This is a genomic window from Enterobacter cloacae complex sp. IR53030 (genome assembly GCF_049238365.1).
GTDB classification, from domain to species: domain Bacteria; phylum Pseudomonadota; class Gammaproteobacteria; order Enterobacterales; family Enterobacteriaceae; genus Enterobacter; species Enterobacter kobei.
Genome location: NZ_JBMKHA010000025.1, coordinates 23,140 through 47,320 on the forward strand (window position 1 = coordinate 23,140; position 24,181 = coordinate 47,320).

The window sequence follows — 24,181 nt, forward strand, 5'->3', positions numbered from 1 at the left end:
GTTGCCTCAATATTTGATGTGCGCGTCCTGCACTTTGCCGCCAGCGATCGCCAGCACTGCTTTCTGTGCGTATTCTTCTGGGATGCCCTGAGCAATCAGATCTGCGTAGACACGACGATTGACGGTGCGGCGGTGCTCTTTGTCTGCGGCGCGGCGGGCTTCTTCTTCAGCTTTGCGCTGCTCTTCGGCCAGACGGGCGGCTTCTGCCTCTTCCAGGCGGCGGCGCTCGGCGGCAACGGCTTCTTCTTTTTCGCGTCGTGCACGCTCAGCAGCTTCTTTCTTCTCGCGTTCCGCCTTCTGCTCTGCAGCTATACGGTCACGCTCCGCTTGCTCAGCCCTAAGCTTCAACTCCGCTTCCCGGCGCGCAGCCTCAGCGCGTTCGCGCTCGGCTTTCTCTTCTGATTCACGTTTAGCCTGTTCTGCCGCCTGACGTTTCAACTCTTCTTCACGAGCAATGCGCTGGCGTTCTGCTTCTTCTGCTTTTGCTTTTGCGTCTCGGTCGAAAGCGTCATTCATCAGCAGAGCCATTTCATGGTCTGCTTCGATCTGCGCGGCACGCTGGCGGTCGAACTCTTCGTTCATCACCAGCGCTTCTTCGTGCATGGCGTTCCAGGCTTCTTCCACCCGGATTCGTTCCTGCTCGGCTTCCCATTCGGTGAGTGGTCGGCGGGTCGCATCGCGCAGCTCGTCGCAGGCATCAACGAATCGCTTAATTTCGGCCTCAGCCGGACGCACAGCCTCTTTAAGGCGCCTCAGGTACTCACGGCCCGGCTTTTCGATTGCCGTCTTGCTGCGGGACACCTGTGCTGCCAGAGAGGCGACACGGTCACGGCCTTTCTTCGTGGACAGGTCCGGCACTTCGTTTACTGCCTGGCGGATTTGCTCGAGATAATCATCAAGGCCGCCCTATACGTAAAGCACTGGCGCCTGTTCCGGCTTGATTTCGATGACAGTTAAGTCCGTTACTTCGCTCATGGTTTCTCCTGAAATTTGGATGTGCAGATGCCGCCCTCTGGTGACAGGCAGCAGTTGAATTGGTTAAGGGTTATTTGCCTAGGGATCTGAAAATGCGTATATGGCTAGTTGATTGCTTCGTTAAGCATTTTCTCTATAGCCAGCTTGCCATCATTTATCTGAGCAACTTGCTTATCGAAGTTCTCTTGGAAGTGGGCGAGATTCTTTTCCGATGCAGAGAAGAGGCGTTCTTTTATTTTTTGTAACTCATCCCTGCTGAAAACAATACCCATCTTGCAGCACTTTTTGACATCATCAATGCTCAGGCCGTTACCGTTGAGTTTTTCCATAGCTATGCGCTTAACACATTGCCTGGCTTCTTCGATGGTCTTGTAGAACTCAACCGTATCGCTTCCCCCACTGCCATCTGAGTAGCGATTTACTCGTAATGCGATATCTCCATTAGTGCTACCCAAAAGAGATAAGCACTTGATTCCTTCAAAGTTTTTACGTCCATAGTAGTTGTCAATTGAAGACATAAAATCTTCAAACTTTTCAATGGATGGCACACCGTAATCACGACGGATGGCAAATTTAACCTGCCCGGTCATTACATCTGCGAAATGGTCCAGGTCAGCATCATTGATATGATCTGAGAACGCTTTGACCTGCTTAACCATTTCTCTCCAGAAGCTTAATGTGTTCTGTAGGTTGCTAATTTCCGAGTTGATCTTCTCAATTTTCAACTTCGCATCAGCAAGGGCTTTTTCTTGTTTTGCTTTTTCACGAGAAGACCATGTTTCAACTGGCTGGTCATGTAGGCTCTTTACCACAAAACGCTCGCCACCAGGGATTTCATCACCCTGCTGCGTGACAAACACTTCTTGGACGATTGTTTCCTGATTATTCAGCGCACCAACGACAACGACCTTACGGCCGTCAGAAAGAAATTTAGTTTCCATGACAAAGTCCTTAATGGGTAAGAGGGTTGCCGTGACCGTCCAGAAGAACGTCAATCACGCAGTCACTGAGGCGGATGATTTCTGCATCGGTGTGCAGATACACCCATTTGCGCTCCTGAATGACTGCTGAGACGCGATAGGTGCGGCCTTCATGCATTGCCATCATACCTGGAGTGACGCACTGGCGAATGAGCGGGGTGGTGCCGTAATGCATTCCGTTCATGAGCTCTCTCCATTTCCGTTTCTGCATTCCCATAGCTCTGCATACTCTTGCATTAATGAAGCTATGTTTTGTTTCAGGAAAACCTTATTGCCGTTGCTTGCATCTGATTTATCTATCAGATTCTTCAATCTTTCTTTAAGCTTTGATCGGCGGTTTTTATTCACGTCTTTTTGTCGATAATGAGAGGGTATGCTCATACCTTCACCTCAACCTGTTTCAGGAGGCCAGCGATATGCATCTGCCAGCGGTTCAGCGTCAGCTTGTCGCGCGGTGCAGATACCGACGTGAGCTGCCACTCGTTATCGTTAAGCTTTTTGGCGGTGTACTGCTTGCCGTTGTGGGTGACTGTCATGATGCCTCCAAGCCAATGGCATCAGAGATAATCTGGAGCTTCTCAACTGAAACGCCTTTTCCGTTTCCTACTGGCTTTTCCATCCAGTCGAGCGACACTAGTCGGCCGTCGGCGATAACACCGATATTGAAATCATCACAACCTGCTACTTCAAATCCGTGAGAAATTGCCACTTCCCGCTTATCAAATCTTTCCAAATCTGAGGAATAACCAATGCCGTAACCGTGGTCGTTTGACCAAGCGTGTTGCTGGATAACGATAAATTTTTGCATAATCACTCCGCCCGTAAGCTGGGCTGCTGAACGTTAAACAAGACTTCTGCGCTAATGGGCGGTGGATGGCCGCCGGTTGTCATAACTAAGCCGCCTCGGTGAAGCGACTGAGGTATGAAAAAACCCGCCGTGGCGGGTTAGTTGATAGATGCGCCCTTGAGTACAAGGCGTTCTGAAATTTGATCGGCAAGGCCTGATGCCCGCTCTGGGCCACCTGAGTCCTCATCTTTAAACTCTGCTGGATCGATTTCCTGCAATGCCTGGAAGATGATTTCGCTAATCTCATTAGCCTTATCTTTTTCAATATCACTTGTTAATAAACTGATTTTCATCGCCTTACCCTCTGTCGTTACCCGCTGATGCGGGAGAAATGCTTTGGTCGGTGTGGGCGGTAACCAGCCGCATGAGCCGGGCCCTCTTCACGATTAGGCCGTTCTCACTGACCACACCCCAAAACATTCCCTGTATTGGTCAGCGCCAACTCCCTGCCAGTGTTGCCCGTTCTCACGCCGTTCTCGCTCTCGCGCGGGGATACTCTTTCACCGACCGGATCGCACCCGGTGATACAGCACGTTTTCGTGTAGGGGTCTTAACAGGTCATTGACGCTGTAAATCTGCATGTTGTTAAAAAGCAGGCGACTTGCTGTCCGCCGCTGGCTAACTTCGCTCAGCTGTCGATGTTTCGTTTCGATGGGCTTATTAAAAACCATAGTTGTTTTATCGTCAACAATAATAGTTGTATTAATGATTGCATTGGTTTTATTTGGTTGTTTTTTAACGTAATTTATTTTTAGCTCCGATGATGGTATGTTTAAAAAAACATCAGGAGGTGGCTATGGAACGTGATGGATTTGCAGACGACAGAATGGCTTTCATGGCTGGAGAGGTTGGGTGCGTAGTATTCGAGCTGGTTTACAACGGGATTGAGATCAACAAGGACAACATTGTGGGATTTCTGGAAGGGAAGCGTAAAGCCGTCGGGAACGTGATCCACAAGGGGATGCTACGAGATGCGGCTGAGATGGTGCGGAAGGGCAAATAAAAACCCGGCGCGGTGTCCGGGTTTATGGTTTTTTTAGGTAAAGATTTAATAAAAATGAAATTACAGGCATTGCGATTGACAATAAAAGAATCCCTAACATCCAAATCTTTAGGCTGCTAACTTTAACATCCACAAAATCTTTTCCAGCCTTGCTAGATAATTTCTCGTCAATATCAACAAGTTTTTGAAGTATCGTAGACACATCTGTTTTTGTGTCTGAGGAGTTTTTTGTCAGTTCGCGAATATCTGTTCTGGCTTCGGACAGATTTGTTTTGATGTTTTCTACATCAGCTTCAAGTTTCGCCACTCTTGCTTCTAGCATGTCATCCCCCCCACCTCCACCATCCCGACGCTGAATGCTGGAAGTTATGTCACTTATAAATGGTACAACATTATCACTACTTGCCATTTTTTTCATCACCAGTATTTGGAATCGTAATTTTGTTTACCCACAAAAAAACTGTATCAGCATCAATATGTAGAGTGTTCCCGCATTTATTACAAATTAGAGATATGTAGTACATGTCGGCAGAGTCTGAGTATAAGCTATTGTTTTTAAATATATTTACGCGTTGAGAGAAATTTGACTCACCTGGCGTATCGCTGGCAATCTGTATTTGTGGCACCGAGAGATTCGAATGACCACAAAGACGACATGTTACATCAATCTTATTTTCTACAATGAAGTCCAAGAGAACCTTGAGAGTAATTATTTTAAATTGGTCTTTCTTGTCCATGATGAATTCCTAAAGTATAGATGGCGGCTTTTAGTCACTCGACGGAGGAATCAGATCGCACCAGCCGCAGTTTCGTCTCTACAGCTTGTTGTACGCTATAGACTCATGGATCAGCGCTTTTCCCATGATGTAGAGTTGGTCCTGATTCTCTTCTGTTACATACCAGTCTTTGTATGCTGGGTTGTCTGAAAGTACGGCTAATTGTAGGCCCTGCATTTGCAGGCGCTTGACATGGAAGTGTTGCCCAAAGACAAATGCATATACCCCGTCAACCTTGAAGTTCCTCACGGAAACATCAAAGAAGAGGCGGTCACCAGACTGAATCGTAGGGCACATGCTGTCACCGTCTACAGTCATCACCTTCACATCGTGCTGTGCGCGATTGCCGAAGAGGGAGCGGGCGTGTTCGTTTGTGAACTCAATAGCATGCAGAACTTCTACAAACTCAGAAATCATGAATGAACCTGGCCCCGCACTGACAGTGAGGTCGAGAACGTCTACGCGGAATACGTCCGAAATTGCATTAGTTAATAAAGCTGCCCCTGGCTTCCCGTCATTAAGCATCACCCCTTCTCCAGAGCTGAGCCAATCAGGCATTACCCCGAGCGCGTTAGCAATTTCCACAAGCTTGGTGGTATGGCTGGCTTTTCCTGTTTCAATTTTCTGAATGGCCGCCTGGCTAACACCGACGAGATCCCCGAGTGCCTTTTGTGTTAGGCCTCGTGCCGCGCGCGCCTCTTTAAGTCTTCCAGCAAGTGTCGTTTTCATAAGGTCAAATGTACAACCGTGGTTTTATTTCATCAAACGAAAATGGTTGTTGACTAAATACAACCATAGTTTTATTCTTCTTTCATATTCACTACGGAGGTTGTTATGAACCCAACCATTAAAACCGCTATCACCATCGTCGGCTCTCAAAAAGCCCTTGGTGAAGCGTGCGCAGTGTCGCAGCAGGCGGTTTACAAGTGGCTACACAACAAAGCGAAGGTTTCTCCGGAGCATGTGAACAGCATCGTAAAAGCAACTGGTGGTGAGATTCAGGCATACCAGATTCGCCCTGACTTGCCGACGCTGTTCCCGTCACCGGCCGACAACAATGCCGCTTAACGGCGGCCCTAACCACGAAAGGGAAAGCAATGCATTCACTTGCGTATCAACAAAGTAACAAATTTTCGCCAACGGCGATGATTTACCAGAATCGCCGGGAGCCTGATTCCGCGGTGTTAAACATCGATGGGATCCGCGCAGCGGTTCGCGCCTGGGCAGCTGACTGCCGCAGCCGTGAATTTGTCGCGGCGCTGATTGTTGAAGAGTGGCGGGCAACCGGCGGCACCGGTCTGGATATCCCGACCGACTCTCACCGCCAGATGCAGAAGGTGTTCCGCTGGATCGACGGCGACACCGAATATGCTGCCAACAACATTCTCCAGCTGGCACCGGCAATCATGGCCGTGCTGCCGGTTGAGTATCGCACTCGCCTGATCGGTGCCGATTGCAAAATGTCTCGTCTGGCTGAAGCCGAGAAAGAACTCGCAGAGGCTAAACAGGCCGTGCTGCTGGACGCTCCAGAGCATCAAAAGCTGAAAGAGGTAAGCGAAGGTATAGCGTCGCTGTTCCGCCTCATGCCGGAGCAGGTGGGCCCACTGATGACGATGGTTACATCGATGCTGGGGGTCATGTGAGAACTACAGAAATGGCGAAAGCCGGTCTGCGCGAACAGAACCGACTTTCTGATGCAAAAACGAGAGTAGTTGCAGGAGGAATAATGGCAAAAAATCCACGCTATTACCATACCGCTGTACATAAAAACATAACCCGCGACCGCTTCATCCGCTCGGTTAATCCGATTGTGGCAGAGAAGATGCGCGCCATCCTGGAAGAGCTGAAGCGTAAGGAGAGTGGCCGTGGGTAACGTATCTAATTTAGCCGAAGCCAGAGAGGCCAGAAGGCTCCAGAAACCGCGCACTAATGACGGTAAGGGGTTTGCCTTGCTGCACCGTAAAATTATGGATGTGCCGTTCTATAAGGACGCTGAGGCGGCTCATTTATGGGTTCACCTGCTCCTGCGCGCTAATCACGAACAGACACTGGTATCGACTGATGTCGGCGATGTGATCTGCGAACGCGGAGAGTTCATTACCGGGCGAAACACGCTGGCAATGGAAACGGGTTTGACCGCTGATCGCGTTAAATCACTGCTCCGTAAATTCCAGAATCTGGGCATGATCACCACCAAATCAAACAACCGTTTTACTGTTCTAAAAGTGGTCAAATATGACGAATATCAGTCAAATTTTTGTCCAGCCGATGTCCAGCCGGTGTCCAGCCCAAACGCAGTCGTACCAATGCCTGTGGAGGTGGAGTGTCCAGCCGATGTCCAGCCAGTGTCCACAGATAACAATATATTAAATAACTTACTACCTAACGGTAGTAAGTATGTCGCAAATGACCAGAAACCCGCTGAAGAGAAAAAGTCTCGTTTGTCATGCGATGAAGTATGGCAATGCCTGAAAGACGAACTGCCTGAAGCACGGGGATGGAGATGCCTCACTGATGAGCGACGCAATCTGATCCGCACCTTCTGGGGTAAGGCTAACAAGATCGCCCGCAACCTGGACGGCAAGCCGATGGATATGGACGGTTTCAGAAGTTATCTGCGCTACATCGCTCAGAACTGCCGATGGATGCTTGAAGACCGACCAGACCAGAAATCCGGGAAGACATGGCGCCGCATGAAATTCGATAAGTTCCTGACCGAAAAGCTGTACATCGAAGTGCGCGAGGGGGATCGTGATGACCGCTGAATTCATGGCTGTACCGCAAAACCTCGAAGCAGAGCAGAGCGTTATCGGTGGCCTGCTGCTGGATGATGACAACAGCGAGCGAGTCCAGAAGGTTCTGGCGATGCTCAAGCCTGAGTCGTTCTACAGCCGACCTCACCAGCTGATATTTGCCGAGATGCGCCAGATGTTCCGCGACAACAAGCCAGTCGATGGTCTGACATTGTTCGACGCGCTCGAAGGCAAAGGGCTCGCGGAGCAGGTAGGTGGCTTTGCTTACCTTGCGGAGATAGCCAAGAACACTCCCAGCGCTGCAAACATCGTGGCTTACGCAGCATCAGTCCGGGAAGCCGCAATGGAGCGCTACGGTATCAACCGTCTGACCGAAGCTACTGAGCTGCTGTATTCCCGTAACGGCATGAGCGCCACGCAGAAGTACGAGGCCATTCAGGGTATTTTCACCCAGCTCGCAGACCATTCAAAAACCGGCAGTCGCCGTGGTTTGCGTTCGTTCGGCGAGGTTATGGATGACTGGGTTGCGGATCTGGAGAAACGCTTTGACCCTTCAGGCGAACAGCGCGGCATGAGCACCGGCATCCCGTCACTCGACCGACTGCTGGCGCCGAAAGGTCTGGTTAAAGGCTCTTTGTTCGTGATTGGCGCAAGGCCAAAGATGGGGAAAGCAATGGCCTTGGACGCAAAAATTCTTTTGCAGGACGGGTCTTGGACAACGCATGGGAAAATCAAAGTGGGTCAACAAGTTACATCTGTTGATGGCCACGCCTCAATGGTTACTGGGGTATTTCCTCAGGGAGTCCGCAAAATGTATCAAGTCACTTTTGAGGATGGGCGCACCGTTAAGGCGGCCGACTCTCACCTTTGGGAGATAAGCTCGTCGAAATTTGAAGGTGATCGTGTAGTTGATACTGAAAAGTTAGAAGCGATGCTTCAGAGGGTTAGGTATCAAGGAAGGCTGCGCATTCCATCGCTGTCAGGTGATTTTGGCTCATCAACCGATCACGTCGACGGGTGGGTGTTAGGTGCTCTCCTTGGCGATGGTTCTTTAACCAAAAGCGTCAAGTTCACTAACTCAGAAGACTACGTTCTGTCTCGCATGGCGGCCAGCGTATTTCCACTGAACCTCCGCCATATTGGCGGGAATGATTACACGGTAACGAATCATCGTGGGTGTAAAAACCCTCTCATTGAGAGATTGAGAGAGTACGGCTTGGTGGGGAAAACTGCGCAGGATAAAGAAATCCCAGAGTCTATTTTCAGCGCAGGAAAAGCCACGCGGATCGGCGTATTAGTTGGGCTGCTCGAGACTGATGGCTGGGTTGAAAAATTCGGCTGCATTAGATTCTCTTCGGCCAGCAAGAAGCTTTCGCAAGGGGTGGTAAAGCTTGTTCATTCTCTCGGTGGAACAGCTAGGGAAACAACGCGCACCGATATTTCATACACCTACAAGGGAGAAACTCTTCAGGGCTTAGATGCGCAAATGGTCAGCATGAAGCTGCCTGATGAAATTCTTGAACACATTAAGTCACCGAGGATCCGTGCAAACCTTGGTGTGAACCGTCTTGGAAACCGTGGTGTTGGGATTAAATCAGTTATCGAGATCGAGCCGGAAGAGTGCCTTTGCATTATGGTGTCTCACCCCCGGCACCTCTATGTCACAGATGACTATATCGTGACCCACAACACCACCCTGTACGGGCAGATGGCGATCAACTGCGCGATTCGCGAGAAAAAGCCAGCGCTGATGTTTAGCCTGGAAATGCCCAGCGACCAGATCCTCGAAAAGCTTGTTGGGCAGAAGTCCGGCGTAAACCCGAGCATTTTTTACATGCCCGCCACGGATGACGCCGACGACCAGTACCAGGGAGACTACGACGGCGACTTTAAGAAGGCGATCGCTACAGCGGGCCGGCTGAGTGAAATCGACAAGCTGTACATCGACGACACTCCGGGCCTGTCACTGGCGCACATCGTTAGCGAAAGCCGCCGAATCAAACGCGAGAAGGGCTGCGTAGGCATGATTCTGGTTGACTACCTGACTCTGATGACCGCAGAAAAAGCCGACCGTAATGACCTTGCCTACGGGATGATCACCAAAGGGTTGAAGAACCTCGCTAAAGAGCTTGGCTGCGTCGTCGTGCTGCTGACCCAGCTCAACCGCGAACTGGAGAAGCGAGTGAATAAACGCCCGTTACCGAGCGATTCCCGCGACACAGGACAGATTGAGCAGGACTGCGACTACTGGGTTGGTATCCACCGGGAAGGTGCTTTCGATGACAGCGTGCCACCTGGAGAAACCGAGTTAATCCTGCGACTCAACCGCCACGGCAGTACCGGTACGGTTTATTGCAATCAGCTCAACGGTGCAATTTACGACACAGACCAGCATGCCGCCGCCGCAGAACGCCGCGGTCGTGAGCAGCAGCCGAAAAAGAAAGGGGGCTTCTGATGACCATAACAATCCGTGAGCAGGTTCTGGCAGCCCTGCGCAACAACCCAGGGCTGAACAACGCCAAGCTGGCAGCGCTTATAGGCATGGATACCAAAAAGATATCCGGCACGGTTAGCACTCTGCTGGCCGACGGCCTGATTTCCTGCGAAGGCAAATACGGCCAGCGCCTGTACAGTCTGACCAGTTACGGCATGCGCTTCGCCCCTGACACGATACCGGGCATGAAGCAGGGCAAGTCGAAGTTAATTCAGCGGACGGAAACAAACGTGATCTGCCAGGAATGCCGAAACAGTCCGGCGATGAGAAGGGTATTGATGGTTTGGGGGAGGGTAGGGGTATGAAAATTTACATCGCAGGACCAATGACGGGTTACGAAAACTACAACCGTCCTATGTTTAACGCAGTAGCACAGCAGATGTTATCAGGTGGTCATGTGGCATTAAATCCGGCCACGCTCCCGGATGGTTTATCTCAGCGTGAGTATATGGACATCTGCCTGGCGATGCTTCGCTGCGCCGACGCCATTCACATGCTGCATGGGTGGCAAGAGTCGGATGGTGCCGTCGCTGAGCATGCCATGGCTAAAAAGCTGGGAATTAAAATTTCTTACCAATTTGAAGGAGCCGCCCAATGAGCAACATCGACAAACAGGAGCTGCGTGAAGCGGCGGAGAGAGCAGAATCCGATAGTTGGGGTTATGATCGCGATGAATTCAATGAGGCTCTAACCCCAACCACCGTGCTGGCGCTGCTGGATGAGCTGGATGCCAAAGACAGGCGGATTGCTGAGCTGGAGCGTAAAGAACAGCACAGTGAACGCCAGTCAGTAATTGATGCGCTGGCTGGTTCTGGTGAGGAATGGAGTGATATCGAAGAATACATGCAGAAGTGGGACGCGGAACGCGCCGCCGCAGCCGGTAAAGGGGAGTGAGCATGAAATACGAAATCCCGGAATCAGAAGATATTGAATGGCAGCAGGATATGCTCCGTGAAATAGACTGCGCCCTTGACGTCTTGCGTGATGAGCATGAGCACGCAGTGGTGGTGCAGGAAATCATCAATGATATCACCGCGAGAATAGCATCACTCCGCGCGTACTCTGGATATTGAGGACTAACCCATGAGCACTATTACCAGAGAGCAGTTACACGAACGTGCGCGCGAAAAGGTTAAAAGTCTGGAGTTTGCCTTCACACAGACTGCTTTCGCTGATTCACGCGCAGAGCTTGAAGAAGAACTGGAGCTGGCGCGTATCGCGCTGGCATCGCTCGAAGCGGAGGCTGTGTGCGTAATCGACCAGTCCAATCTTGATTATCTCAAATCTGGCTCTGATGCAGACGTATGGCCTGCGTCCAGAGCAGAGATGGGTGATGTTCTTCTGTATCGCTCTGCCACGCCAGCGCCGGTATCTGTGCCCGCTGCGATGGAAATGGATGATGACTTTGACAGCTCGTTTGAACACGGAAAAGCTGTCGGCTGGAACGCCTATCGCGCAGCCATGCTTCAGTCGTTCGGTAATTCCGAACAACTCAACTCTCCGGTGATTCAGGATGGTTGGGTGGCTTGCGTTGAGCGGATGCCTTCCGCAGGGGAACAAGTGTTGGCGTACCGTCCAGACGCGCCGGAAAGTAATGATCCATTAATCAAGATGGCAACGTACGTTGGCGGGTCAGCACACGGACACGGCTTTGATTGCTACTGCAAGCCAACCCACTGGATGCCGCTGCCAGCAGCACCGCAGCAGGAGGCATGATGTACGACAAATATACTCTCAATCGCTGCGACGCAATGGAGTGGCTGGCTGAGCATTACCCAGTCTTTCCAGACAAGATGCCAGATGTGCCCCTAAAGGCTGACTGGTGTAGTGCCAACCTGTTTATGGGGTGGGGTTTCGTGATTTTGCTCGATGGCACCCTGGTGTTTGCTGACTGCCTATCGCCTCCAATCCGGGCGGAAGACATGGCAGGCTTCAAATTGCCCGATTTGGTGTAACTGCCATACAAGCGATATGGGAATCCCCATATCGACAGCCAGGGCCTCTCCGGAGGCCTTTTTCTCGCGTTGATTTTGTTGAATCAACCGTCCATACTATCTGTGCTGACGGCCTGAACAACCGTTAGCGACTTCTGCGCATTTAAGGGGACTTAAATGCGACCACAATCTGAACTCCTCACCTTTTCACAGATGCAGAAATGCACCTGCGAATTTCTGCATTCTGCGTTACCTCTCGGAGGTGGCGTATGAAGCAGCACTACTGCATCGTTAACGACACCGTTAAAGACAACCTCATCGCGTACATTCGCACCCTACCGGTAAACCCTCGTGCGCCAATGGTGGTCGAGGCTCGGGAAGAGACCCGCACCGACAAGCAAAATCGTTTGATGTGGCCGCTGCTGAAAGACCTGTCTGACCAGGTTGTCTGGCACGGCGAGAAGTTGACCCGCGAAGAGTGGAAGGACCTCATCACCGTTCTGGTGAATCAGACCCAGGACCAGGAACAGAAATCCGCGCCGGGCATCAACGGCGGCCGCGTTTATTTCGGCGTCCGCACATCCAAATCCAGCAAGCGCTACATGGTCGACGTCATCGAGGCGATTTACTGGTTCGGAACAGACCGCGGCGTGAAGTTCTCCGAAGCATCCAGTAAGCGCATCGCCTGGGCGCAAGAATGGAGGACTTCCCGTGGGTAATCCTCTCGCACGCGTCATCACAAATCACATCTTCCGCGTTCCGGCACGCCGCCAGCGTAAGCCAGCGGTTAAGCCGTCAGACATCCCGACACTGAAAGACTACACCGCCCGCCTGGTGGATCAGAAATGGCTGCGTCTCGCGGCGAGGAAGGCGCATGGCTAATTTATGCAAAGCGGCACGCGGCCGCGAATGTCAGGTTCGGATCCCCGGCATATGCAACGGCAACTCTGAAACCTCGGTACTGGCCCACATCCGTATTGCTGGTCTCTGCGGCACCGGAATCAAGCCGCCTGACTTGATCGCCACCATCGCATGCAGCAGTTGCCACGACGAGATTGATCGCCGAACCCGTCTGGTCGATGCGGAATATGCAAAGGAGTGCGCGCTGGAAGGCATGGCTCGCACGCAGGTCATCTGGCTTAAAGAGGGGCTCGTAAAAGCATGAATGAATACCGCATTAGCCTCCCATGGCCTCCGAGCAACAACCGCTACTACCGACATAACCGCGGGCGCACGCACATCAGCGCAGAAGGGCAGGCGTACCGCGACAGTGTCGCCAGAATCATCAAAGACTCAATGCTGGATATCGGCCTGGCTACACCCGTGAAAATACGCATTGAGTGCCATATGCCGGATCGCCGCCGCCGCGACCTGGACAATCTGCAAAAGGCCGCGTTCGATGCCCTGACGAAATCCGGGTTCTGGCTCGATGACCAGCAGGTCGACTACTACAGCGTGAAGAGGATGCCAATCGTGAAAGGCGGCAGGCTTGAACTGACCATCACCGAACTGGAGGCCGAATGAACCACACAGACTTCCTGCGGTATCAGGCCGAAAGCGTGAAGCGCGCCAGCATGCCGCCAGTAGCGAAGCACAGCCAGACCAAAACCAATCAGCCACATAAGGAAGCCGCGTAATGAGAAAGCTCACACCAATTTACACCATGGTTAACTTTGTCGATGACGCCCATTTCCGGCGTGTCTGGAAGCATCCTAAGAAGACCATCACAACCAAGCAACGAGCCTGGGTGCAGTACATGATGTCAGTGTGGGGCAGAATTAATCGCGGCGATGACTCACCAGCTGGCGCTGTTAACGTTATAGGCCGTCTGATGATCCGGACTCAATGGAATCCTGATATGGGTGGACACATCGAGAGAATGGTTAACTGGCTTTATAGCGACGAGGGTGGGGCGCTGAGAGGTGAGGAACTCTATAAGAAAGCTCGCGAACTGGTAATCCCTCAATCCTCTGCCAGCAACATCATCGCTCTCGCCAAAGAATCAGATGATGCAGCGTTCGTTGAAAAGGTGATGATTAAATTATTCCATCGGGAAAGCCCAGTCCGCGATTACGCCATTAAACGATACTGCGAACGCAACTGCACGCAAGATATCGCCAGGAAGATGCAACTCGCAACTGGCGTAGATATCCAGGCTTGCCGCCGACGGGTTGTCTGGTGTGAAAAAGTCTTTGAGGCAGAAGTTTTCTATGCAATGAAGCGAGAAATAGAGAATGAGATTTCTCTAATTGCTGCCTAAATGAAAAATATTTCTCAAATAACTTGATTTGGCGAAATGGAAGTGTATATTTTGATGTATGCTCGGTCGTAACAGCGAAAGAGCCAGCAGTAAACAAATTACGAAGTAGAAAACGCCCCGGGTTAATAGCTCGGGGCTTTTTCGTATCTGCACAACGGAAATCGCTTTGAGTATGTGACGGCATCCCGGTAAGACCAGGCACATTTCCCTGGCGCGGCAAAGCGATCCCCGTTGTGGTGAAAGCAGGCGCCGATGTGCCGGGACACAAGTGGAGTAACAACGAAACGACGTCGGCGAGTTCCCGGCCGCCACAAACCAAACCCACTACCTGGGACCCTTCGGCCAGAGAGCCGACATTGCCTTACCCTCACATTGCCAGCCTGTCGCTGGCTTTTTTATTTTCAGGCTCCGGGAACCATCATCGACACGCCTACTTGTTAAATCGTCCCGAGGGCCTGATCCCTTACTACAAACAGCACCCCGTTCTTTCGGAGGTGATATGGCTAAACGTATGCAAGATAAAGAAAGCATTGCCGGAGTGTCATGGCTGATTGTCCTTGCTCTGTCATGCTGGGGCGGCCTGGTCCGATACCTTATTGACGTTAAGCAGAACAAAGCCACCTGGAGCTGGATTAATGCGCTGGCACAAATTGCAGTGTCCGGCTTTACCGGTCTCATTGGTGGCCTAATCAGCGTAGAAAGTGGGCTGAGTCTTTACATGATTCTGGTTACGTCTGGCATTAGCGGAGCGATGGGCTCCGTGGCGCTGACTTATTTCTGGGAACGACTGACGGGGATGAAGAATGCAAACCAGTGATAAAGGCATTGCCCTGATCAAGCAGTTCGAAGGCTGCAAACTCACCGCCTACCAGGACAGCGTCGGAGTCTGGACGATCGGTTACGGCTGGACTCAGCCTGTCGACGGCAAACCAATCCGCGCCGGGATGACGATTAAGCAGGAAACGGCAGAGCGCCTGCTGAAGACCGGACTGGTAAGCTACGAGAGCGACGTGTCCCGCCTGGTTAAAGTTGGTCTGACTCAGGGGCAATTCGACGCCCTGGTGTCGTTCACGTACAACCTCGGCGCCAGGTCGCTGTCGACATCGACTCTTCTGCGAAAACTTAACGCCGGTGATTATGCTGGCGCTGCCGATGAGTTCCTGCGCTGGAATAAAGCTGGTGGGAAGGTGCTGAATGGGCTGACACGTCGGCGGGAGGCAGAGCGGGCTCTGTTCCTGTCGTGATTAGCGCACTGGTTAAGCGTTACTGGCTGCAGTTGCTGGTGCTGGCGTTAATCGGCGCACTGGCTTTCTTCGTGAACCACTACCGCGACAACGCCATCACTTACAGAGACCAGCGCGATAAAGCCACTGAGAAACTCAGCATGGCTAACGCCACCATTAAAGACATGCAGACCCGCCAGCGTGATGTCGCTGCACTGGATGCCAAATACACGAAGGAGTTAGCTGATGCGCAAACTGAGAATGACAGGCTTCGTGCTGATGTTGTCGCTGGTAAGCGTCGGCTGCAAATCGCCGCCACCTGCTCCAGAGACGAAACCACCGGAGCCTCCGGCCTGGTTGATGGCTCAAGCCCTCGACTTACAGCAGATGCTGAACTCAATTATTGGCGTCTCAGAGACGGGATCGCCGCCGTCACAAAGCAACTGACCGGCCTGCAGGAATACGTTCGGACTCAGTGCCTGAAATAATACGGAGGTGAGCATGTATTCGTATGGCGAAAGACCGCCTACGCATTCCACACTGCAATGCCGGGGTCATGCATCCGTTACCACATGAATAACCAAGCCTCGCAATAGCGGGGCTTTTTATTACCAGAAGAAGGAGAAGAAGCATGTTAACAGTAAAAGTGATGTCGCCGGGAGGCGGCGAAGAGATTCATTGCGGCCTGAGCGTTGGCTTTAATCCCAAACAGCAGAGCATCGCGGTATCTGGAATGGACAAAAATGTTTTCCTTAAACCCGGCGAGGTCGCCTACGTGATGAACCAGAACGGGAAGACGGTATCTCGTTACGAGCATATTACCCGTCAGGAAGTGCTGCATAACGCGGTGGAATCGTAGCCATTACAAAAAGCTCACCTGCTGGTGGGCTTGATAATGGATATCCCCCCTGAGCGGATAAATCAAAAATAACCCCTGCAACGGATAATGACGGAGCAACAGATGGCAAAAGCCAAATGGCACAGACTTCCGGCATTCACCATTCCGCTGTTTCAAAGTGCGCATGTCTACCTCGCAACAACCAGAGAACAGTTTCAGCACGCTGATAAATTCCTTGGCGGCAGCGTGGATGAGAGGCCGTTTAACTCTGGAATGGCAAGCAACTATGAAAACACCGAAACGGGAGAGCGTTGCTACCTGATTGGAGTATTCGATAACCAGATATCCACGCTCGTTCATGAATGCGCTCACGTATGCTTTTACGTTTGCTCTGATGTCGGCGTGACAACCAAGCCGGAAGACGCCAACGAAACGTACTGCTACATGCTGGATCGCATGTTCAGCCACTTCCTGCCATACCTCAAACAGGAATAAACAATATGGCAAAACCGGACTGGGGCGAGCTTCAGCAACGGTTCCTGTCCGAACATGCCGCAACCGGCGTATCACCAAAGGAATGGTGTGAAGCGCAGGGACTGAACTACGCTACCGCCCGTCGATATATCAAAAAGCCAGCTGCGCAAATTGCGCAAAAACCTGCGCAGAAGAAATTGCGCACTGCGCAGAAAGAAAAGTGCGCAGAAGAGCTGGTGGGCATAAAGCTAAGTGCGAAGGTAAAGCGCTTCATTGCAGAATATCTGAAGGACAATAATGCTACTGCTGCCGCTGCACGTGCTGGTTATAGTGACCCAAACTACGGTCGCCAGCTCATAACGAATCCTAACGTTGCCCAGGCTATTGCGCAGCAGCAAAAGGCCTCCATTGCGCGCACGCTCGGCAGTGCCGATGAAGTCCTCGCGCAGATGTGGCAGCTCGCCACCTTCGATGCAAATCAGCTTTCACAGTACCGTCGCGGAGCTTGTCGCTATTGCTGGGGCTTTGGCCACCATTATCAGTGGCGTGATGCTGTGGAGTTTGACGAGGCAGTCGCGAAAATCGAGGGCAAGGAAGGTGCTAAGCAACCGGAAGACCCCGGCGGGTATGGCTATGACCACAACCGAGAGCCTAACCCTGAATGCCCGCGCTGCAATGGCGACGGAGTAGGACAGCCTTACTTCGCAGACACCCGGAAACTTTCCCCTGATGCTGCTTTGGCTTATTCCGGCGTCAAGCTTGGGAAGAATGGTGTTGAGATAACGGCAATCAGCCGCGAGCGCATGTATGAAGCCGTTATGAAGCGGCTTGGCCTGGCAGATAGCGAATTCGCGCAGCGCCTCCAGCAGATCGAAATCGACCGCCGGCAGCTGGAGGTTGAGAAACTCCGCAAAGAGCTGGCCGGTGATGGTGATGATGACGAACCAACGCCAGTTGCAATCAATATCAACGTAGTGGACGCGAGGGCGGAAGATGGGGATCAGCCCGACACTTAACATCCCACAGGCGCGCTTCCTCGCGATGCAACACAAATTCAAAGCCTATGTTGCCGGGTTCGGTTCCGGCAAGACGTGGGTAGGTTGTGGCGGCATCTGTAAGGGGATGTGGGAGCACCCGAAAATCAACCAGGGTTATTTCGCGCCGACGTACCCGCAGATTCGTGACATCTTCTACCCCACGATCGAAGAGGTGGCCTTTGACTGGGGGCTGAGTGTCAAAATCAATGAGGGGAACAAAGAGGTTCACTTCTATGAGGGGCGTCGGTATCGCGGCACGACAATTTGCCGCTCGATGGAGAAGCCCGGATCGATAGTCGGCTTTAAAATCGGTAACGCGATGGTGGATGAGCTGGACGTCATGGCGGCTGCTAAAGCGCAGCAGGCCTGGCGAAAAATCATCGCCCGTATGCGTTACAAAGTTGATGGTCTGCGTAACGGTATCGATGTCACGACTACGCCGGAGGGCTTCAAGTTCGTTTACCAGCAATTCGTGAAAGCGGTGCGTGAAAAGCCTGAGCTTTCTGCTCTGTATGGGCTGATTCAGGCCAGTACGTTCGACAACGCGAAGAACCTGCCACCGGATTACATCCCGTCGCTGATGAACTCCTACCCGCCGGAGCTAATTAAGGCGTACCTGAGGGGGCGTTTTACAAACCTGACCAGCGGCACTATCTATCACCAGTTCGATAGACGTCTGAATAACTGTACCGATGAAGAGCAGGCAGGCGAGCCGCTCTATATCGGCATGGACTTTAACGTTGGCAAAATGGCGGCCATCGTCCACGTGCTTCGCAATGGCGAGCCGCGCGCGGTACGCGAATTGATAAAAGTTTATGACACGCCAGCCATGATAAAGCGTATCCAGGAAGAGTTCTGGCGCTACGAGGGTGGGCGCTATGTTGCCTCCAGGCAGATTTACATCTATCCGGATGCTTCCGGCGATTCACGCAAGTCCAATAACGCCAGCGCCACCGATATTGCGCAGCTCAAGCAGGCCGGATTCAGCGTGGTGGTGAACGCCGCCAACCCGCCGGTAAAGGATCGCATTAACTCCATGAATGCCATGTTCTGCAACGGCAACGGTGAGCGGCGCTACAAAGTTAACGTTGCTCGCTGCCCGGTCTATACAGACAGCCTTGAACAGCAGGTATGGGCGGCAAACGGCGAGCCGGATAAATCAGCAGACAACGATCACCCAAACGACGCTGGTGGCTATTTCATCGTGAAGCAATTCCCGATCATCAAGCCCACAGGAAAAGTCACTCAACTACGGATGTAACTCCATGCCTGATATTTCTACACCCAATCTGGACTATGGGAACATGGTGCAGGCGTGGGATATCAACGATGCCCTGATGGGCGGCACGCTCTATATGCGACAGCTTGGAGAGTCTTATCTCCCGCGCTGGCCAAAAGAAGACAAAGAGGACTACAAAAAACGCCTCGCCGTGGCCACGCTTCTGCCAGCCTACGAAGAGACCATTAAGCAAAACATCGGGCGTGTATTCGCAGAGCCTATTAAGCTTGCCGAGAATGTGCCGGATCAGCTGCGAGAGTATGCGAAAAACTTCGACCTTGAAGGGACGCGCCTGGACGTATGGGCGCAGGCATTCTTCGGTCTGGCGATGCAGTATGGACTCTCCCACGCGCTGGTGGATTATCCCAGGGTGGACACCGAAAAGGTGAAAACCAAAGCTGAAGAGAAAGCTACCGGCGCGCGCCCCTATGTCACCATGCTCAATCCACGCCAGGTAATTGGCTGGAAGTCGAAAATGGTGGACGGCAAAGTGGTGCTGACTGCGCTGCGTATCAAAGAGGTTGTGGTCGAAGACGGCGACGACTTCGGGCAGACCAAGGTCGAGCAAATACGGTACCTGACACCCGGAAAGGTGGAAATTTACCGCAAGGCCAAAGATGCTGACGGTGCCGCGAACTGGGCGCTATTCGAGGAGTGGCAGACATCCCGCCAGGATATCACTCTGGTCACGCTCTACACCAAACGCACCGGGTTTATGTGTGGTTCACCACCGCTTCTCAACATGGCTCTGCTGAATATCAAGCACTGGCAGAGTCAAAGCGAGCAGGACAACATCCTGCATGTCGCCAGGGTGCCGTTGCTCACGGTGTTCGGTTTGGAAGAGGGGCAAGAGCTGATAATTGGCTCGTCTTCAGCTACGTCGTTCACTGATCGGCAAAAGCAGGGTCTGGAGTACGTCGAGCATACAGGCTCCTCCATCGGTGCTGGTAAAGAGTCGCTGGCAGAACTTGTGGAGCAGATGCGCCAGGCTGGTGCGAAGCTGCTTCGTACGGAAAACACCTCTACCAAATCGGTAGACCAGACCTCTGAAGAGAAAATGCAGGAGCAGTCACCGCTCTACACCATGGCTACCAGCCTTGAAGATGCGATCGACAACATTCTGCAAATCATGGCCGAGTACATCGGCGAGAAAGATGGTGGCAACGTTGATGTTCGCACTGAGCTGGATGTCGAATCGACCGTATTCAATCCGTCCGCCGCGCTTGCCATCCAGGCACTGCGCCAGGGTGGTGATATCCGTCGAGCTGATGCGATTAAATCGCTACAGAAGTTGAACATTATTGATGCCGATGCGGATCCTGATGTGGTTCTGAGCGAACTGCTGGCTGAGTCCGCATCGCTGAGTGACCCGCCGCCGGACGAGGTGTGATATGGCCCGCTCCGTTAACGACCGCCTGCAGGACGAAACGATAGCGCACGGCCTGTATGTAAACCGCTACGGTACTGGCGTCGCTCGTCGGATGGTGGCGCTGCTCAGCAAGATGGATGCTGACCTGGCTGCCAAACTGCTGGTGCTGCTGGATGGTAAGCGTGCCGATACCTACAGCGCTCGCCGCCTGGCTTCGCTGCTGGCTGGTGTGCGCGACCTGAATCAACAGGCCTATGAACCGGTGAATGCTGCGCTGGCACGTGAACTGACGCGCTACGTTGAATATGAGGTCGGTTATCAGTTTGACCTTTTTAGCAGCATCATTCCGAAGCAGATCCTCAGGCATGTACCGCTCCAGAGCATCGCGCCTGAGCAGGTTTACGCCTCAGCAGTGACTCAGCCATTCCAGGGGCGCTTGCTGAAGGAGTGGGGCCAGAAGCTTGAAACGGATCGGCTGGATAAAATCACCAACGCTGTGCGCACCGGTTTCCTTCAGGGTGAAACGGTAGATCAGATCGTTAAACGCGTTGCCGGAACGCCGAAACTCAATCGTGAAGATGGGGTGATTAACGCCTCCCGTCGCGACCTGGCGGTGGTGGCCCGCACGGCTGTAAATCACATGGCCGCTACTGCGCGTCAGGAGTTCGCACAGGGCAACAGCGATATCGTAAAGGCCAAACAGTGGTCCTCAACGCTGGACACTCATACCAGCCAGTGGTGCATTATCCGCGACCGAAAGCTTTACACGCTCGACGGCAAGCCGCTGGGGCATGAAATTCCGTATCTGCGCGGACCCGGCAAAATCCACTTTTGCTGCCGCTCCGGTGAAATCCTGATTACCAAATCGTGGGAAGAGATGCAGATAGCCTCTGGCGAACTGAGCAGCGCCACACGCGCTTCGATGGATGGACAGGTGCCATCGCATACCAGCTATGCCGAATGGCTCGTCAGGCAACCGTACGCACGGCAGGAGCAGGTGCTGGGCGTTACTCGCGCGCGGATGCTGCGTGACGGCAAAATCACCGTGCCTGAGATGTTCAATGATGCCGGGGAGTTTCTGACCCTGGACGAACTGCGCCGCGTGGATGCGTCGGCGTTCCAGTAACAAAAAACCAATCAATATCAGGCTGCCTTCGGGTGGCCTTTTTTACGCCTGCCGCTAAGCGGATGCGACGCGGTGACCGGGTCGGATGACCTATTACCAATGGCCGGAAGGCTGGAGCAAAAACAATGAAACTGAAACTTGATGCTAACGGAAATGTGGTCGTTGAAAACGGTATGCCTGTGTACATCCATGATGATGGCAAAGAAATCCCGTTCGACGCAGCCGCAGCGATGACCAAAATCACCTCCCTGAATGGTGAGGCGAAAACTCACCGTGAAGCGAAGGAGGCGGCGGAAGCCAGTCTCGCGAAATTCTCTGGCATCACCGACCCGGCCAAGGCGCTCGAAGCCCTGGAGATGATGACCAAAATCGACCAGAAAAAACTGATCGATGCTGGTGCCGTTGACCAGGTAAAGGCGGAGATCACCAAAGTTTTCCAACAGCAGCTGGACGAGGCGAACGGCAAGACCAAGCAGCTGGAAACTCAACTCTACGACGAGATGATCGGCGGCCGCTTCGGTGGCTCCAAATTCATTTCCGAGAAGATGGCGATCCCGACTGAGTTCGTGCGTTCCTACTTCGGTCAGAACTTCAAAATCGAAGAAGGGAAGGTTGTGGCCTACGACGGCCAGGGCAATAAGGTGTTCTCTCGCACCAAGCCCGGCGAGTTAGCCAGCTTTGATGAGGCCCTGGAGTCTCTGGTCGAGTCGCATCCGCAGAAAGATTACATCCTCAAAGCGTCCGGCAACAGCGGCAGTGGTTCTCACCAGTCGCAGCATCAGGCTGGGCAGAAAACCATGAAACGCGCTGCTTTTGACGCCCTGCCACCAGCTGAACAACAGGCTGCGATTGGCGGCGGCACGAGCATCGTTGATTAATCGAAAGGAAAAATAAATGTCCAACACTTTGACTGGCCTGATCCCGACCATCTACACGGCACTGAACCGCGTATCCCGTGAGCAGGTGGGCTTTATCCCGGCGGTGGCCCGTAACGCTAAAGCCGATGCCGCGGCCAAAGACCAAACCGTGACCGCACCGGTAGCACCAAAAACCACCACCGTTGATATCACTCCGGCGGCAACCGCGCCAAACGACGGTGATCAGAACATTGGTACCGTGGACGTGAAAATCACCAAATCCAAAATGGCCCCGGTCAAATGGAATGGTGAAGAGCAGCTTGCCATCGGACCATCAGGCACTTATGACGTTGTTCTGGCTGACCAGTTTTCTCAGGCGTTCCGCGCACTGAGCAACGAAATGGATGCTGACCTGGCATCGCTGGCTTATAAGTCTTCCCGCGCTGTTGGTGCTCCAAAAGATACACCGTTCAGTGTCAAAGACGACCTGTCTGATGCGGCGAACGCTCGTCAGGTGCTGACTGATAACGGCGCACCAACCACTGACCTGCGCATGGTACTGGGCGGCGAAGCGATGGCGTCAATCCGTGGTAAACAGTCCGTACTGTTCAAAGCGAACGAAGCCGGTACCGATCAGCTGCTGCGTGAAGGCATCATTGGTCGTGTGATGGGCTTTAACCTGCACGAATCCGCCAACATCAAGCGCACCGCGAAAAGCACGGCGGCGGGCTATAAGGTCAATGGCGAGAAGAAAGAGGGCGACATCATTATTGCTATCTCTGCTGGTACTGGCGGTATTGCTGCCGGGACCGCAGTGAAGTTCGATGGCGATGACAACCAGTACATGGTCGTAGCGGCAACCTCTTCGACTATCACCATCGGCGCACCTGGCCTGCGTCAGGATCTGGCAGATCAGGCGACTGTCACTGTGCTGAGCGAGTTCGTGCCAAACGTTGCCTTTGACCGTAACGCATTCCTGCTGGCTTGCCGTACCCCGGCCATGCCAAAAGGCGGCGATACCGCTGATGACGTGATGAACGTAACCGATCCGGTCTCTGGTATTACCTTCCAGATCGCGCTGTACCGCCAGTACCGTCAGGTGCGTTACGAGGTTGGTGTGGCGTGGGGTGTGGCCTCCGTTCAGCCTGAACATTCCACCATCATCATGGGTTAACCCAGGGGGCTTCGGCCCCTTTGTTATTCAGGAGGCCCGATGGCCGGATTAACAAAAGAGCAGCGCGCGCAGCGTGAAGCGGAAAAGCTTGCAGCTCAGCAGACCGCTGATAATAACCCTGCCCAGCAGGAACAGCAGCAGGAACAGCAGCAGGAACAGCAGCAGGAACAGCAGGGTATTGAGCTGGTGGTCATGGTACGTGACACCCCAGAATTCCCTGGCGGCCCGCTGCGCGCAGATGTTCATCCTGATGAAGTGGATAACTGGCTGGCGCTGGACTGGCGTCTGGAGGAATAACCATGCTGGTTGCCGATCCCAACTCTCCAGGCTTCAACAGCTACGCCAGCGTGTCAGACCTGCGGGCATTTGCCGCCGGGCGTGGATATAGCATTCCTGCTGATGATGGTGAGTGCGGCCAGATGCTGATGCAGGCAATGGACTTTCTGGAAGGGAAGGCCTGGCGCGGTCAGCGTTCCAGCGCATCACAGCCTCTATCCTGGCCGCGTTCCGGCGTGCGCTTCGATGGTGTTGACCTGCCGAATGATGCGATTCCACAGCGCCTGATTGATGCTCAATGTCGCCTGGCCATCGAATCGCAGGAGATTGACCTCACCCCGTCGGTCGCTGGCGGTGGGGCGGTGACGATGGAGCGCGTCGAGGGTGCGGTAACAGTCCAGTATGAGCCGGGAACGAATAAAGCTTCTCCGTCATTCCCATGGTTCTATTCCGCACTGCGCGGGCTTGTAGTGGGCGGCAACCAGGTCCGGGTCGAAAGGGGGTAG

General features: G+C 53.0%; 38 protein-coding genes and 4 pseudogenes. 32 read left to right on the forward strand and 10 right to left on the reverse strand.

Features of this window, described 5'->3' with window-relative positions; all coding sequences use genetic code 11:
* Positions 1-6 precede the first annotated feature (6 nt).
* The 7 genes and pseudogenes from ACOTXR_RS20880 to ACOTXR_RS20910 all read right to left on the reverse strand — a co-directional run bounded on the left by ACOTXR_RS20880 (position 7) and on the right by ACOTXR_RS20910 (position 3,095).
* Positions 7-975 (reverse strand): annotated as a pseudogene (locus ACOTXR_RS20880) (hypothetical protein).
* A gap of 104 nt (positions 976-1,079) precedes the next feature.
* Positions 1,080-1,916, reverse strand: coding sequence for a hypothetical protein (locus tag ACOTXR_RS20885; protein WP_222834651.1), 837 nt, complete (start codon positions 1,914-1,916; stop codon positions 1,080-1,082).
* Positions 1,917-1,926: 10 nt separating this feature from the next.
* The gene (locus tag ACOTXR_RS20890) at positions 1,927-2,139 is read right to left on the reverse strand and encodes a cell division protein FtsZ (RefSeq protein WP_222834650.1); all 213 of its coding nucleotides are present in this window, start codon (positions 2,137-2,139) and stop codon (positions 1,927-1,929) included.
* Entirely contained in the window at positions 2,136-2,336 is a 201-nt protein-coding gene (locus tag ACOTXR_RS20895) for a hypothetical protein (protein WP_200923556.1), read from the reverse strand. The genes ACOTXR_RS20890 and ACOTXR_RS20895 overlap by 4 nt, the downstream gene beginning before the upstream one ends.
* The gene (locus ACOTXR_RS20900) at positions 2,333-2,491 is read right to left on the reverse strand and encodes a hypothetical protein (RefSeq protein ID WP_047727208.1); all 159 of its coding nucleotides are present in this window, start codon (positions 2,489-2,491) and stop codon (positions 2,333-2,335) included. Before ACOTXR_RS20900 ends, ACOTXR_RS20895 begins: the two co-directional genes overlap by 4 nt.
* Positions 2,488-2,763 (reverse strand): antitoxin, encoded by a 276-nt coding sequence (locus tag ACOTXR_RS20905; RefSeq protein WP_223825982.1) that lies wholly within the window; start codon positions 2,761-2,763, stop codon positions 2,488-2,490. Before ACOTXR_RS20905 ends, ACOTXR_RS20900 begins: the two co-directional genes overlap by 4 nt.
* Before the next feature lie 137 nt (positions 2,764-2,900).
* A complete protein-coding gene (locus ACOTXR_RS20910) occupies positions 2,901-3,095 on the reverse strand; it encodes a hypothetical protein (RefSeq protein WP_059385081.1) in 195 nt (64 codons plus the stop codon).
* A gap of 503 nt (positions 3,096-3,598) precedes the next feature.
* Between ACOTXR_RS20910 and ACOTXR_RS20915 the strand changes: the two genes are divergently transcribed.
* A complete protein-coding gene (locus tag ACOTXR_RS20915) occupies positions 3,599-3,805 on the forward strand; it encodes a hypothetical protein (protein ID WP_108720704.1) in 207 nt (68 codons plus the stop codon).
* A gap of 22 nt (positions 3,806-3,827) precedes the next feature.
* Here the strand turns inward: ACOTXR_RS20915 and ACOTXR_RS20920 are convergent, their stop codons facing one another.
* The 3 genes from ACOTXR_RS20920 to ACOTXR_RS20930 all read right to left on the reverse strand — a co-directional run bounded on the left by ACOTXR_RS20920 (position 3,828) and on the right by ACOTXR_RS20930 (position 5,310).
* The gene (locus tag ACOTXR_RS20920; RefSeq protein WP_239061466.1) at positions 3,828-4,214 is read right to left on the reverse strand and encodes a hypothetical protein; all 387 of its coding nucleotides are present in this window, start codon (positions 4,212-4,214) and stop codon (positions 3,828-3,830) included.
* Positions 4,204-4,542 carry a hypothetical protein gene (locus ACOTXR_RS20925; protein WP_308889923.1) on the reverse strand — a complete coding sequence of 113 codons (339 nt, stop codon included), beginning with the start codon at positions 4,540-4,542 and terminating at the stop codon, positions 4,204-4,206. Before ACOTXR_RS20925 ends, ACOTXR_RS20920 begins: the two co-directional genes overlap by 11 nt.
* A 78-nt stretch (positions 4,543-4,620) precedes the next feature.
* A complete protein-coding gene (locus ACOTXR_RS20930) occupies positions 4,621-5,310 on the reverse strand; it encodes an XRE family transcriptional regulator (RefSeq protein ID WP_171857720.1) in 690 nt (229 codons plus the stop codon).
* Between the two features lie 105 nt (positions 5,311-5,415).
* On the opposite strand from ACOTXR_RS20930, the gene ACOTXR_RS20935 reads away from it, so the two are divergent.
* From ACOTXR_RS20935 to ACOTXR_RS21085, 31 genes and pseudogenes are all read left to right on the forward strand, one after another.
* Complete coding sequence (locus ACOTXR_RS20935; RefSeq protein ID WP_003859811.1) at positions 5,416-5,649, forward strand: transcriptional regulator; 234 nt, start codon at positions 5,416-5,418, stop codon at positions 5,647-5,649.
* A 29-nt stretch (positions 5,650-5,678) separates the two neighbouring features.
* A complete protein-coding gene (locus ACOTXR_RS20940) occupies positions 5,679-6,224 on the forward strand; it encodes a toxin YdaT family protein (protein WP_214597115.1) in 546 nt (181 codons plus the stop codon).
* Positions 6,225-6,307: 83 nt separating this feature from the next.
* A complete protein-coding gene (locus ACOTXR_RS20945) occupies positions 6,308-6,454 on the forward strand; it encodes a hypothetical protein (RefSeq protein WP_015571544.1) in 147 nt (48 codons plus the stop codon).
* Positions 6,447-7,346, forward strand: coding sequence for a hypothetical protein (locus tag ACOTXR_RS20950; RefSeq protein ID WP_023294192.1), 900 nt, complete (start codon positions 6,447-6,449; stop codon positions 7,344-7,346). Before ACOTXR_RS20945 ends, ACOTXR_RS20950 begins: the two co-directional genes overlap by 8 nt.
* Positions 7,336-8,004: pseudogene (locus tag ACOTXR_RS20955) on the forward strand (DnaB-like helicase N-terminal domain-containing protein); the annotation flags it as partial. The gene ACOTXR_RS20950 and the pseudogene ACOTXR_RS20955, both read left to right, overlap by 11 nt.
* Before the next feature lie 432 nt (positions 8,005-8,436).
* A pseudogene (locus ACOTXR_RS20960) lies at positions 8,437-8,754 on the forward strand (LAGLIDADG family homing endonuclease); the annotation flags it as partial.
* 270 nt (positions 8,755-9,024) lie between these two features.
* Positions 9,025-9,789 (forward strand): annotated as a pseudogene (locus ACOTXR_RS20965) (DnaB-like helicase C-terminal domain-containing protein); the annotation flags it as partial.
* Complete coding sequence (locus ACOTXR_RS20970) at positions 9,789-10,133, forward strand: winged helix-turn-helix transcriptional regulator (RefSeq protein ID WP_045618181.1); 345 nt, start codon at positions 9,789-9,791, stop codon at positions 10,131-10,133. The pseudogene ACOTXR_RS20965 and the gene ACOTXR_RS20970, both read left to right, overlap by 1 nt.
* Positions 10,130-10,426, forward strand: a complete 297-nt coding sequence (locus ACOTXR_RS20975) for a DUF4406 domain-containing protein (RefSeq protein ID WP_032668708.1) — start codon at positions 10,130-10,132, stop codon at positions 10,424-10,426. Before ACOTXR_RS20970 ends, ACOTXR_RS20975 begins: the two co-directional genes overlap by 4 nt.
* Complete coding sequence (locus tag ACOTXR_RS20980) at positions 10,423-10,722, forward strand: ead/Ea22-like family protein (RefSeq protein ID WP_421767081.1); 300 nt, start codon at positions 10,423-10,425, stop codon at positions 10,720-10,722. Before ACOTXR_RS20975 ends, ACOTXR_RS20980 begins: the two co-directional genes overlap by 4 nt.
* 2 nt (positions 10,723-10,724) lie before the next feature.
* Positions 10,725-10,901, forward strand: a complete 177-nt coding sequence (locus tag ACOTXR_RS20985; protein WP_171863903.1) for a hypothetical protein — start codon at positions 10,725-10,727, stop codon at positions 10,899-10,901.
* A 10-nt stretch (positions 10,902-10,911) separates the two neighbouring features.
* Positions 10,912-11,544, forward strand: a complete 633-nt coding sequence (locus ACOTXR_RS20990; RefSeq protein WP_421767082.1) for a DUF551 domain-containing protein — start codon at positions 10,912-10,914, stop codon at positions 11,542-11,544.
* Entirely contained in the window at positions 11,541-11,783 is a 243-nt protein-coding gene (locus ACOTXR_RS20995; RefSeq protein ID WP_125387033.1) for a hypothetical protein, read from the forward strand. Before ACOTXR_RS20990 ends, ACOTXR_RS20995 begins: the two co-directional genes overlap by 4 nt.
* Before the next feature lie 248 nt (positions 11,784-12,031).
* On the forward strand, positions 12,032-12,481 hold the full coding sequence (locus tag ACOTXR_RS21000) for a recombination protein NinB (RefSeq protein WP_421767083.1): 450 nt from the start codon (positions 12,032-12,034) through the stop codon (positions 12,479-12,481).
* Complete coding sequence (locus ACOTXR_RS21005; protein ID WP_421767084.1) at positions 12,474-12,644, forward strand: NinE family protein; 171 nt, start codon at positions 12,474-12,476, stop codon at positions 12,642-12,644. Before ACOTXR_RS21000 ends, ACOTXR_RS21005 begins: the two co-directional genes overlap by 8 nt.
* On the forward strand, positions 12,637-12,927 hold the full coding sequence (locus ACOTXR_RS21010) for a DUF1364 domain-containing protein (protein ID WP_193147361.1): 291 nt from the start codon (positions 12,637-12,639) through the stop codon (positions 12,925-12,927). The genes ACOTXR_RS21005 and ACOTXR_RS21010 overlap by 8 nt, the downstream gene beginning before the upstream one ends.
* Positions 12,924-13,286 carry a crossover junction endodeoxyribonuclease RusA gene (gene rusA / locus ACOTXR_RS21015; RefSeq protein WP_058683371.1) on the forward strand — a complete coding sequence of 121 codons (363 nt, stop codon included), beginning with the start codon at positions 12,924-12,926 and terminating at the stop codon, positions 13,284-13,286. Before ACOTXR_RS21010 ends, rusA begins: the two co-directional genes overlap by 4 nt.
* A 112-nt stretch (positions 13,287-13,398) precedes the next feature.
* Positions 13,399-14,022 carry a hypothetical protein gene (locus ACOTXR_RS21020; protein ID WP_058660801.1) on the forward strand — a complete coding sequence of 208 codons (624 nt, stop codon included), beginning with the start codon at positions 13,399-13,401 and terminating at the stop codon, positions 14,020-14,022.
* 511 nt (positions 14,023-14,533) lie between these two features.
* The gene (locus ACOTXR_RS21025) at positions 14,534-14,839 is read left to right on the forward strand and encodes a phage holin family protein (protein WP_122008274.1); all 306 of its coding nucleotides are present in this window, start codon (positions 14,534-14,536) and stop codon (positions 14,837-14,839) included.
* Positions 14,826-15,266 carry a lysozyme gene (locus tag ACOTXR_RS21030; RefSeq protein WP_023311422.1) on the forward strand — a complete coding sequence of 147 codons (441 nt, stop codon included), beginning with the start codon at positions 14,826-14,828 and terminating at the stop codon, positions 15,264-15,266. Before ACOTXR_RS21025 ends, ACOTXR_RS21030 begins: the two co-directional genes overlap by 14 nt.
* Positions 15,263-15,733, forward strand: coding sequence for a lysis protein (locus ACOTXR_RS21035; RefSeq protein WP_421767085.1), 471 nt, complete (start codon positions 15,263-15,265; stop codon positions 15,731-15,733). The genes ACOTXR_RS21030 and ACOTXR_RS21035 overlap by 4 nt, the downstream gene beginning before the upstream one ends.
* 143 nt (positions 15,734-15,876) lie before the next feature.
* The gene (locus ACOTXR_RS21040; protein ID WP_063161267.1) at positions 15,877-16,104 is read left to right on the forward strand and encodes a hypothetical protein; all 228 of its coding nucleotides are present in this window, start codon (positions 15,877-15,879) and stop codon (positions 16,102-16,104) included.
* A 102-nt stretch (positions 16,105-16,206) separates the two neighbouring features.
* Complete coding sequence (locus ACOTXR_RS21045) at positions 16,207-16,578, forward strand: hypothetical protein (protein ID WP_421767086.1); 372 nt, start codon at positions 16,207-16,209, stop codon at positions 16,576-16,578.
* 5 nt (positions 16,579-16,583) lie between these two features.
* Positions 16,584-17,573, forward strand: coding sequence for a terminase small subunit (locus tag ACOTXR_RS21050; protein ID WP_078310028.1), 990 nt, complete (start codon positions 16,584-16,586; stop codon positions 17,571-17,573).
* Positions 17,551-18,855, forward strand: a complete 1,305-nt coding sequence (locus tag ACOTXR_RS21055; protein ID WP_057056293.1) for a terminase large subunit domain-containing protein — start codon at positions 17,551-17,553, stop codon at positions 18,853-18,855. The genes ACOTXR_RS21050 and ACOTXR_RS21055 overlap by 23 nt, the downstream gene beginning before the upstream one ends.
* 4 nt (positions 18,856-18,859) lie before the next feature.
* A complete protein-coding gene (locus tag ACOTXR_RS21060) occupies positions 18,860-20,263 on the forward strand; it encodes a DUF4055 domain-containing protein (protein ID WP_421767087.1) in 1,404 nt (467 codons plus the stop codon).
* 1 nt (position 20,264) lies between these two features.
* On the forward strand, positions 20,265-21,368 hold the full coding sequence (locus ACOTXR_RS21065) for a phage minor head protein (protein WP_421767088.1): 1,104 nt from the start codon (positions 20,265-20,267) through the stop codon (positions 21,366-21,368).
* A 125-nt stretch (positions 21,369-21,493) separates the two neighbouring features.
* On the forward strand, positions 21,494-22,246 hold the full coding sequence (locus ACOTXR_RS21070; protein WP_421767089.1) for a DUF6651 domain-containing protein: 753 nt from the start codon (positions 21,494-21,496) through the stop codon (positions 22,244-22,246).
* 16 nt (positions 22,247-22,262) lie between these two features.
* Complete coding sequence (locus ACOTXR_RS21075) at positions 22,263-23,399, forward strand: P22 phage major capsid protein family protein (protein ID WP_032621539.1); 1,137 nt, start codon at positions 22,263-22,265, stop codon at positions 23,397-23,399.
* Between the two features lie 39 nt (positions 23,400-23,438).
* A complete protein-coding gene (locus ACOTXR_RS21080; RefSeq protein ID WP_421767090.1) occupies positions 23,439-23,696 on the forward strand; it encodes a hypothetical protein in 258 nt (85 codons plus the stop codon).
* A 2-nt stretch (positions 23,697-23,698) separates the two neighbouring features.
* A complete protein-coding gene (locus ACOTXR_RS21085) occupies positions 23,699-24,181 on the forward strand; it encodes a DnaT-like ssDNA-binding protein (RefSeq protein ID WP_063616269.1) in 483 nt (160 codons plus the stop codon).

What these genes read in the sequence shown, in the direction of transcription:
- ACOTXR_RS20885 (WP_222834651.1), bottom strand. Translation starts at nt 1,916, where the DNA reads ATGGAAACTAAATTTCTTTCTGACGGCCGTAAGGTCGTTGTCGTTGGT.
- ACOTXR_RS20890 (WP_222834650.1), bottom strand. Translation starts at nt 2,139, where the DNA reads ATGAACGGAATGCATTACGGCACCACCCCGCTCATTCGCCAGTGCGTC.
- ACOTXR_RS20895 (WP_200923556.1), bottom strand. Translation starts at nt 2,336, where the DNA reads ATGAGCATACCCTCTCATTATCGACAAAAAGACGTGAATAAAAACCGC.
- ACOTXR_RS20900 (WP_047727208.1), bottom strand. Translation starts at nt 2,491, where the DNA reads ATGACAGTCACCCACAACGGCAAGCAGTACACCGCCAAAAAGCTTAAC.
- ACOTXR_RS20905 (WP_223825982.1), bottom strand. Translation starts at nt 2,763, where the DNA reads ATGCAAAAATTTATCGTTATCCAGCAACACGCTTGGTCAAACGACCAC.
- ACOTXR_RS20910 (WP_059385081.1), bottom strand. Translation starts at nt 3,095, where the DNA reads ATGAAAATCAGTTTATTAACAAGTGATATTGAAAAAGATAAGGCTAAT.
- ACOTXR_RS20915 (WP_108720704.1), top strand. Translation starts at nt 3,599, where the DNA reads ATGGAACGTGATGGATTTGCAGACGACAGAATGGCTTTCATGGCTGGA.
- ACOTXR_RS20920 (WP_239061466.1), bottom strand. Translation starts at nt 4,214, where the DNA reads ATGGCAAGTAGTGATAATGTTGTACCATTTATAAGTGACATAACTTCC.
- ACOTXR_RS20925 (WP_308889923.1), bottom strand. Translation starts at nt 4,542, where the DNA reads ATGGACAAGAAAGACCAATTTAAAATAATTACTCTCAAGGTTCTCTTG.
- ACOTXR_RS20930 (WP_171857720.1), bottom strand. Translation starts at nt 5,310, where the DNA reads ATGAAAACGACACTTGCTGGAAGACTTAAAGAGGCGCGCGCGGCACGA.
- ACOTXR_RS20935 (WP_003859811.1), top strand. Translation starts at nt 5,416, where the DNA reads ATGAACCCAACCATTAAAACCGCTATCACCATCGTCGGCTCTCAAAAA.
- ACOTXR_RS20940 (WP_214597115.1), top strand. Translation starts at nt 5,679, where the DNA reads ATGCATTCACTTGCGTATCAACAAAGTAACAAATTTTCGCCAACGGCG.
- ACOTXR_RS20945 (WP_015571544.1), top strand. Translation starts at nt 6,308, where the DNA reads ATGGCAAAAAATCCACGCTATTACCATACCGCTGTACATAAAAACATA.
- ACOTXR_RS20970 (WP_045618181.1), top strand. Translation starts at nt 9,789, where the DNA reads ATGACCATAACAATCCGTGAGCAGGTTCTGGCAGCCCTGCGCAACAAC.
- ACOTXR_RS20975 (WP_032668708.1), top strand. Translation starts at nt 10,130, where the DNA reads ATGAAAATTTACATCGCAGGACCAATGACGGGTTACGAAAACTACAAC.
- ACOTXR_RS20980 (WP_421767081.1), top strand. Translation starts at nt 10,423, where the DNA reads ATGAGCAACATCGACAAACAGGAGCTGCGTGAAGCGGCGGAGAGAGCA.
- ACOTXR_RS20985 (WP_171863903.1), top strand. Translation starts at nt 10,725, where the DNA reads ATGAAATACGAAATCCCGGAATCAGAAGATATTGAATGGCAGCAGGAT.
- ACOTXR_RS20990 (WP_421767082.1), top strand. Translation starts at nt 10,912, where the DNA reads ATGAGCACTATTACCAGAGAGCAGTTACACGAACGTGCGCGCGAAAAG.
- ACOTXR_RS20995 (WP_125387033.1), top strand. Translation starts at nt 11,541, where the DNA reads ATGATGTACGACAAATATACTCTCAATCGCTGCGACGCAATGGAGTGG.
- ACOTXR_RS21000 (WP_421767083.1), top strand. Translation starts at nt 12,032, where the DNA reads ATGAAGCAGCACTACTGCATCGTTAACGACACCGTTAAAGACAACCTC.
- ACOTXR_RS21010 (WP_193147361.1), top strand. Translation starts at nt 12,637, where the DNA reads ATGGCTAATTTATGCAAAGCGGCACGCGGCCGCGAATGTCAGGTTCGG.
- rusA (WP_058683371.1), top strand. Translation starts at nt 12,924, where the DNA reads ATGAATGAATACCGCATTAGCCTCCCATGGCCTCCGAGCAACAACCGC.
- ACOTXR_RS21020 (WP_058660801.1), top strand. Translation starts at nt 13,399, where the DNA reads ATGAGAAAGCTCACACCAATTTACACCATGGTTAACTTTGTCGATGAC.
- ACOTXR_RS21025 (WP_122008274.1), top strand. Translation starts at nt 14,534, where the DNA reads ATGCAAGATAAAGAAAGCATTGCCGGAGTGTCATGGCTGATTGTCCTT.
- ACOTXR_RS21030 (WP_023311422.1), top strand. Translation starts at nt 14,826, where the DNA reads ATGCAAACCAGTGATAAAGGCATTGCCCTGATCAAGCAGTTCGAAGGC.
- ACOTXR_RS21040 (WP_063161267.1), top strand. Translation starts at nt 15,877, where the DNA reads ATGTTAACAGTAAAAGTGATGTCGCCGGGAGGCGGCGAAGAGATTCAT.
- ACOTXR_RS21045 (WP_421767086.1), top strand. Translation starts at nt 16,207, where the DNA reads ATGGCAAAAGCCAAATGGCACAGACTTCCGGCATTCACCATTCCGCTG.
- ACOTXR_RS21050 (WP_078310028.1), top strand. Translation starts at nt 16,584, where the DNA reads ATGGCAAAACCGGACTGGGGCGAGCTTCAGCAACGGTTCCTGTCCGAA.
- ACOTXR_RS21055 (WP_057056293.1), top strand. Translation starts at nt 17,551, where the DNA reads ATGGGGATCAGCCCGACACTTAACATCCCACAGGCGCGCTTCCTCGCG.
- ACOTXR_RS21060 (WP_421767087.1), top strand. Translation starts at nt 18,860, where the DNA reads ATGCCTGATATTTCTACACCCAATCTGGACTATGGGAACATGGTGCAG.
- ACOTXR_RS21065 (WP_421767088.1), top strand. Translation starts at nt 20,265, where the DNA reads ATGGCCCGCTCCGTTAACGACCGCCTGCAGGACGAAACGATAGCGCAC.
- ACOTXR_RS21070 (WP_421767089.1), top strand. Translation starts at nt 21,494, where the DNA reads ATGAAACTGAAACTTGATGCTAACGGAAATGTGGTCGTTGAAAACGGT.
- ACOTXR_RS21075 (WP_032621539.1), top strand. Translation starts at nt 22,263, where the DNA reads ATGTCCAACACTTTGACTGGCCTGATCCCGACCATCTACACGGCACTG.
- ACOTXR_RS21080 (WP_421767090.1), top strand. Translation starts at nt 23,439, where the DNA reads ATGGCCGGATTAACAAAAGAGCAGCGCGCGCAGCGTGAAGCGGAAAAG.
- ACOTXR_RS21085 (WP_063616269.1), top strand. Translation starts at nt 23,699, where the DNA reads ATGCTGGTTGCCGATCCCAACTCTCCAGGCTTCAACAGCTACGCCAGC.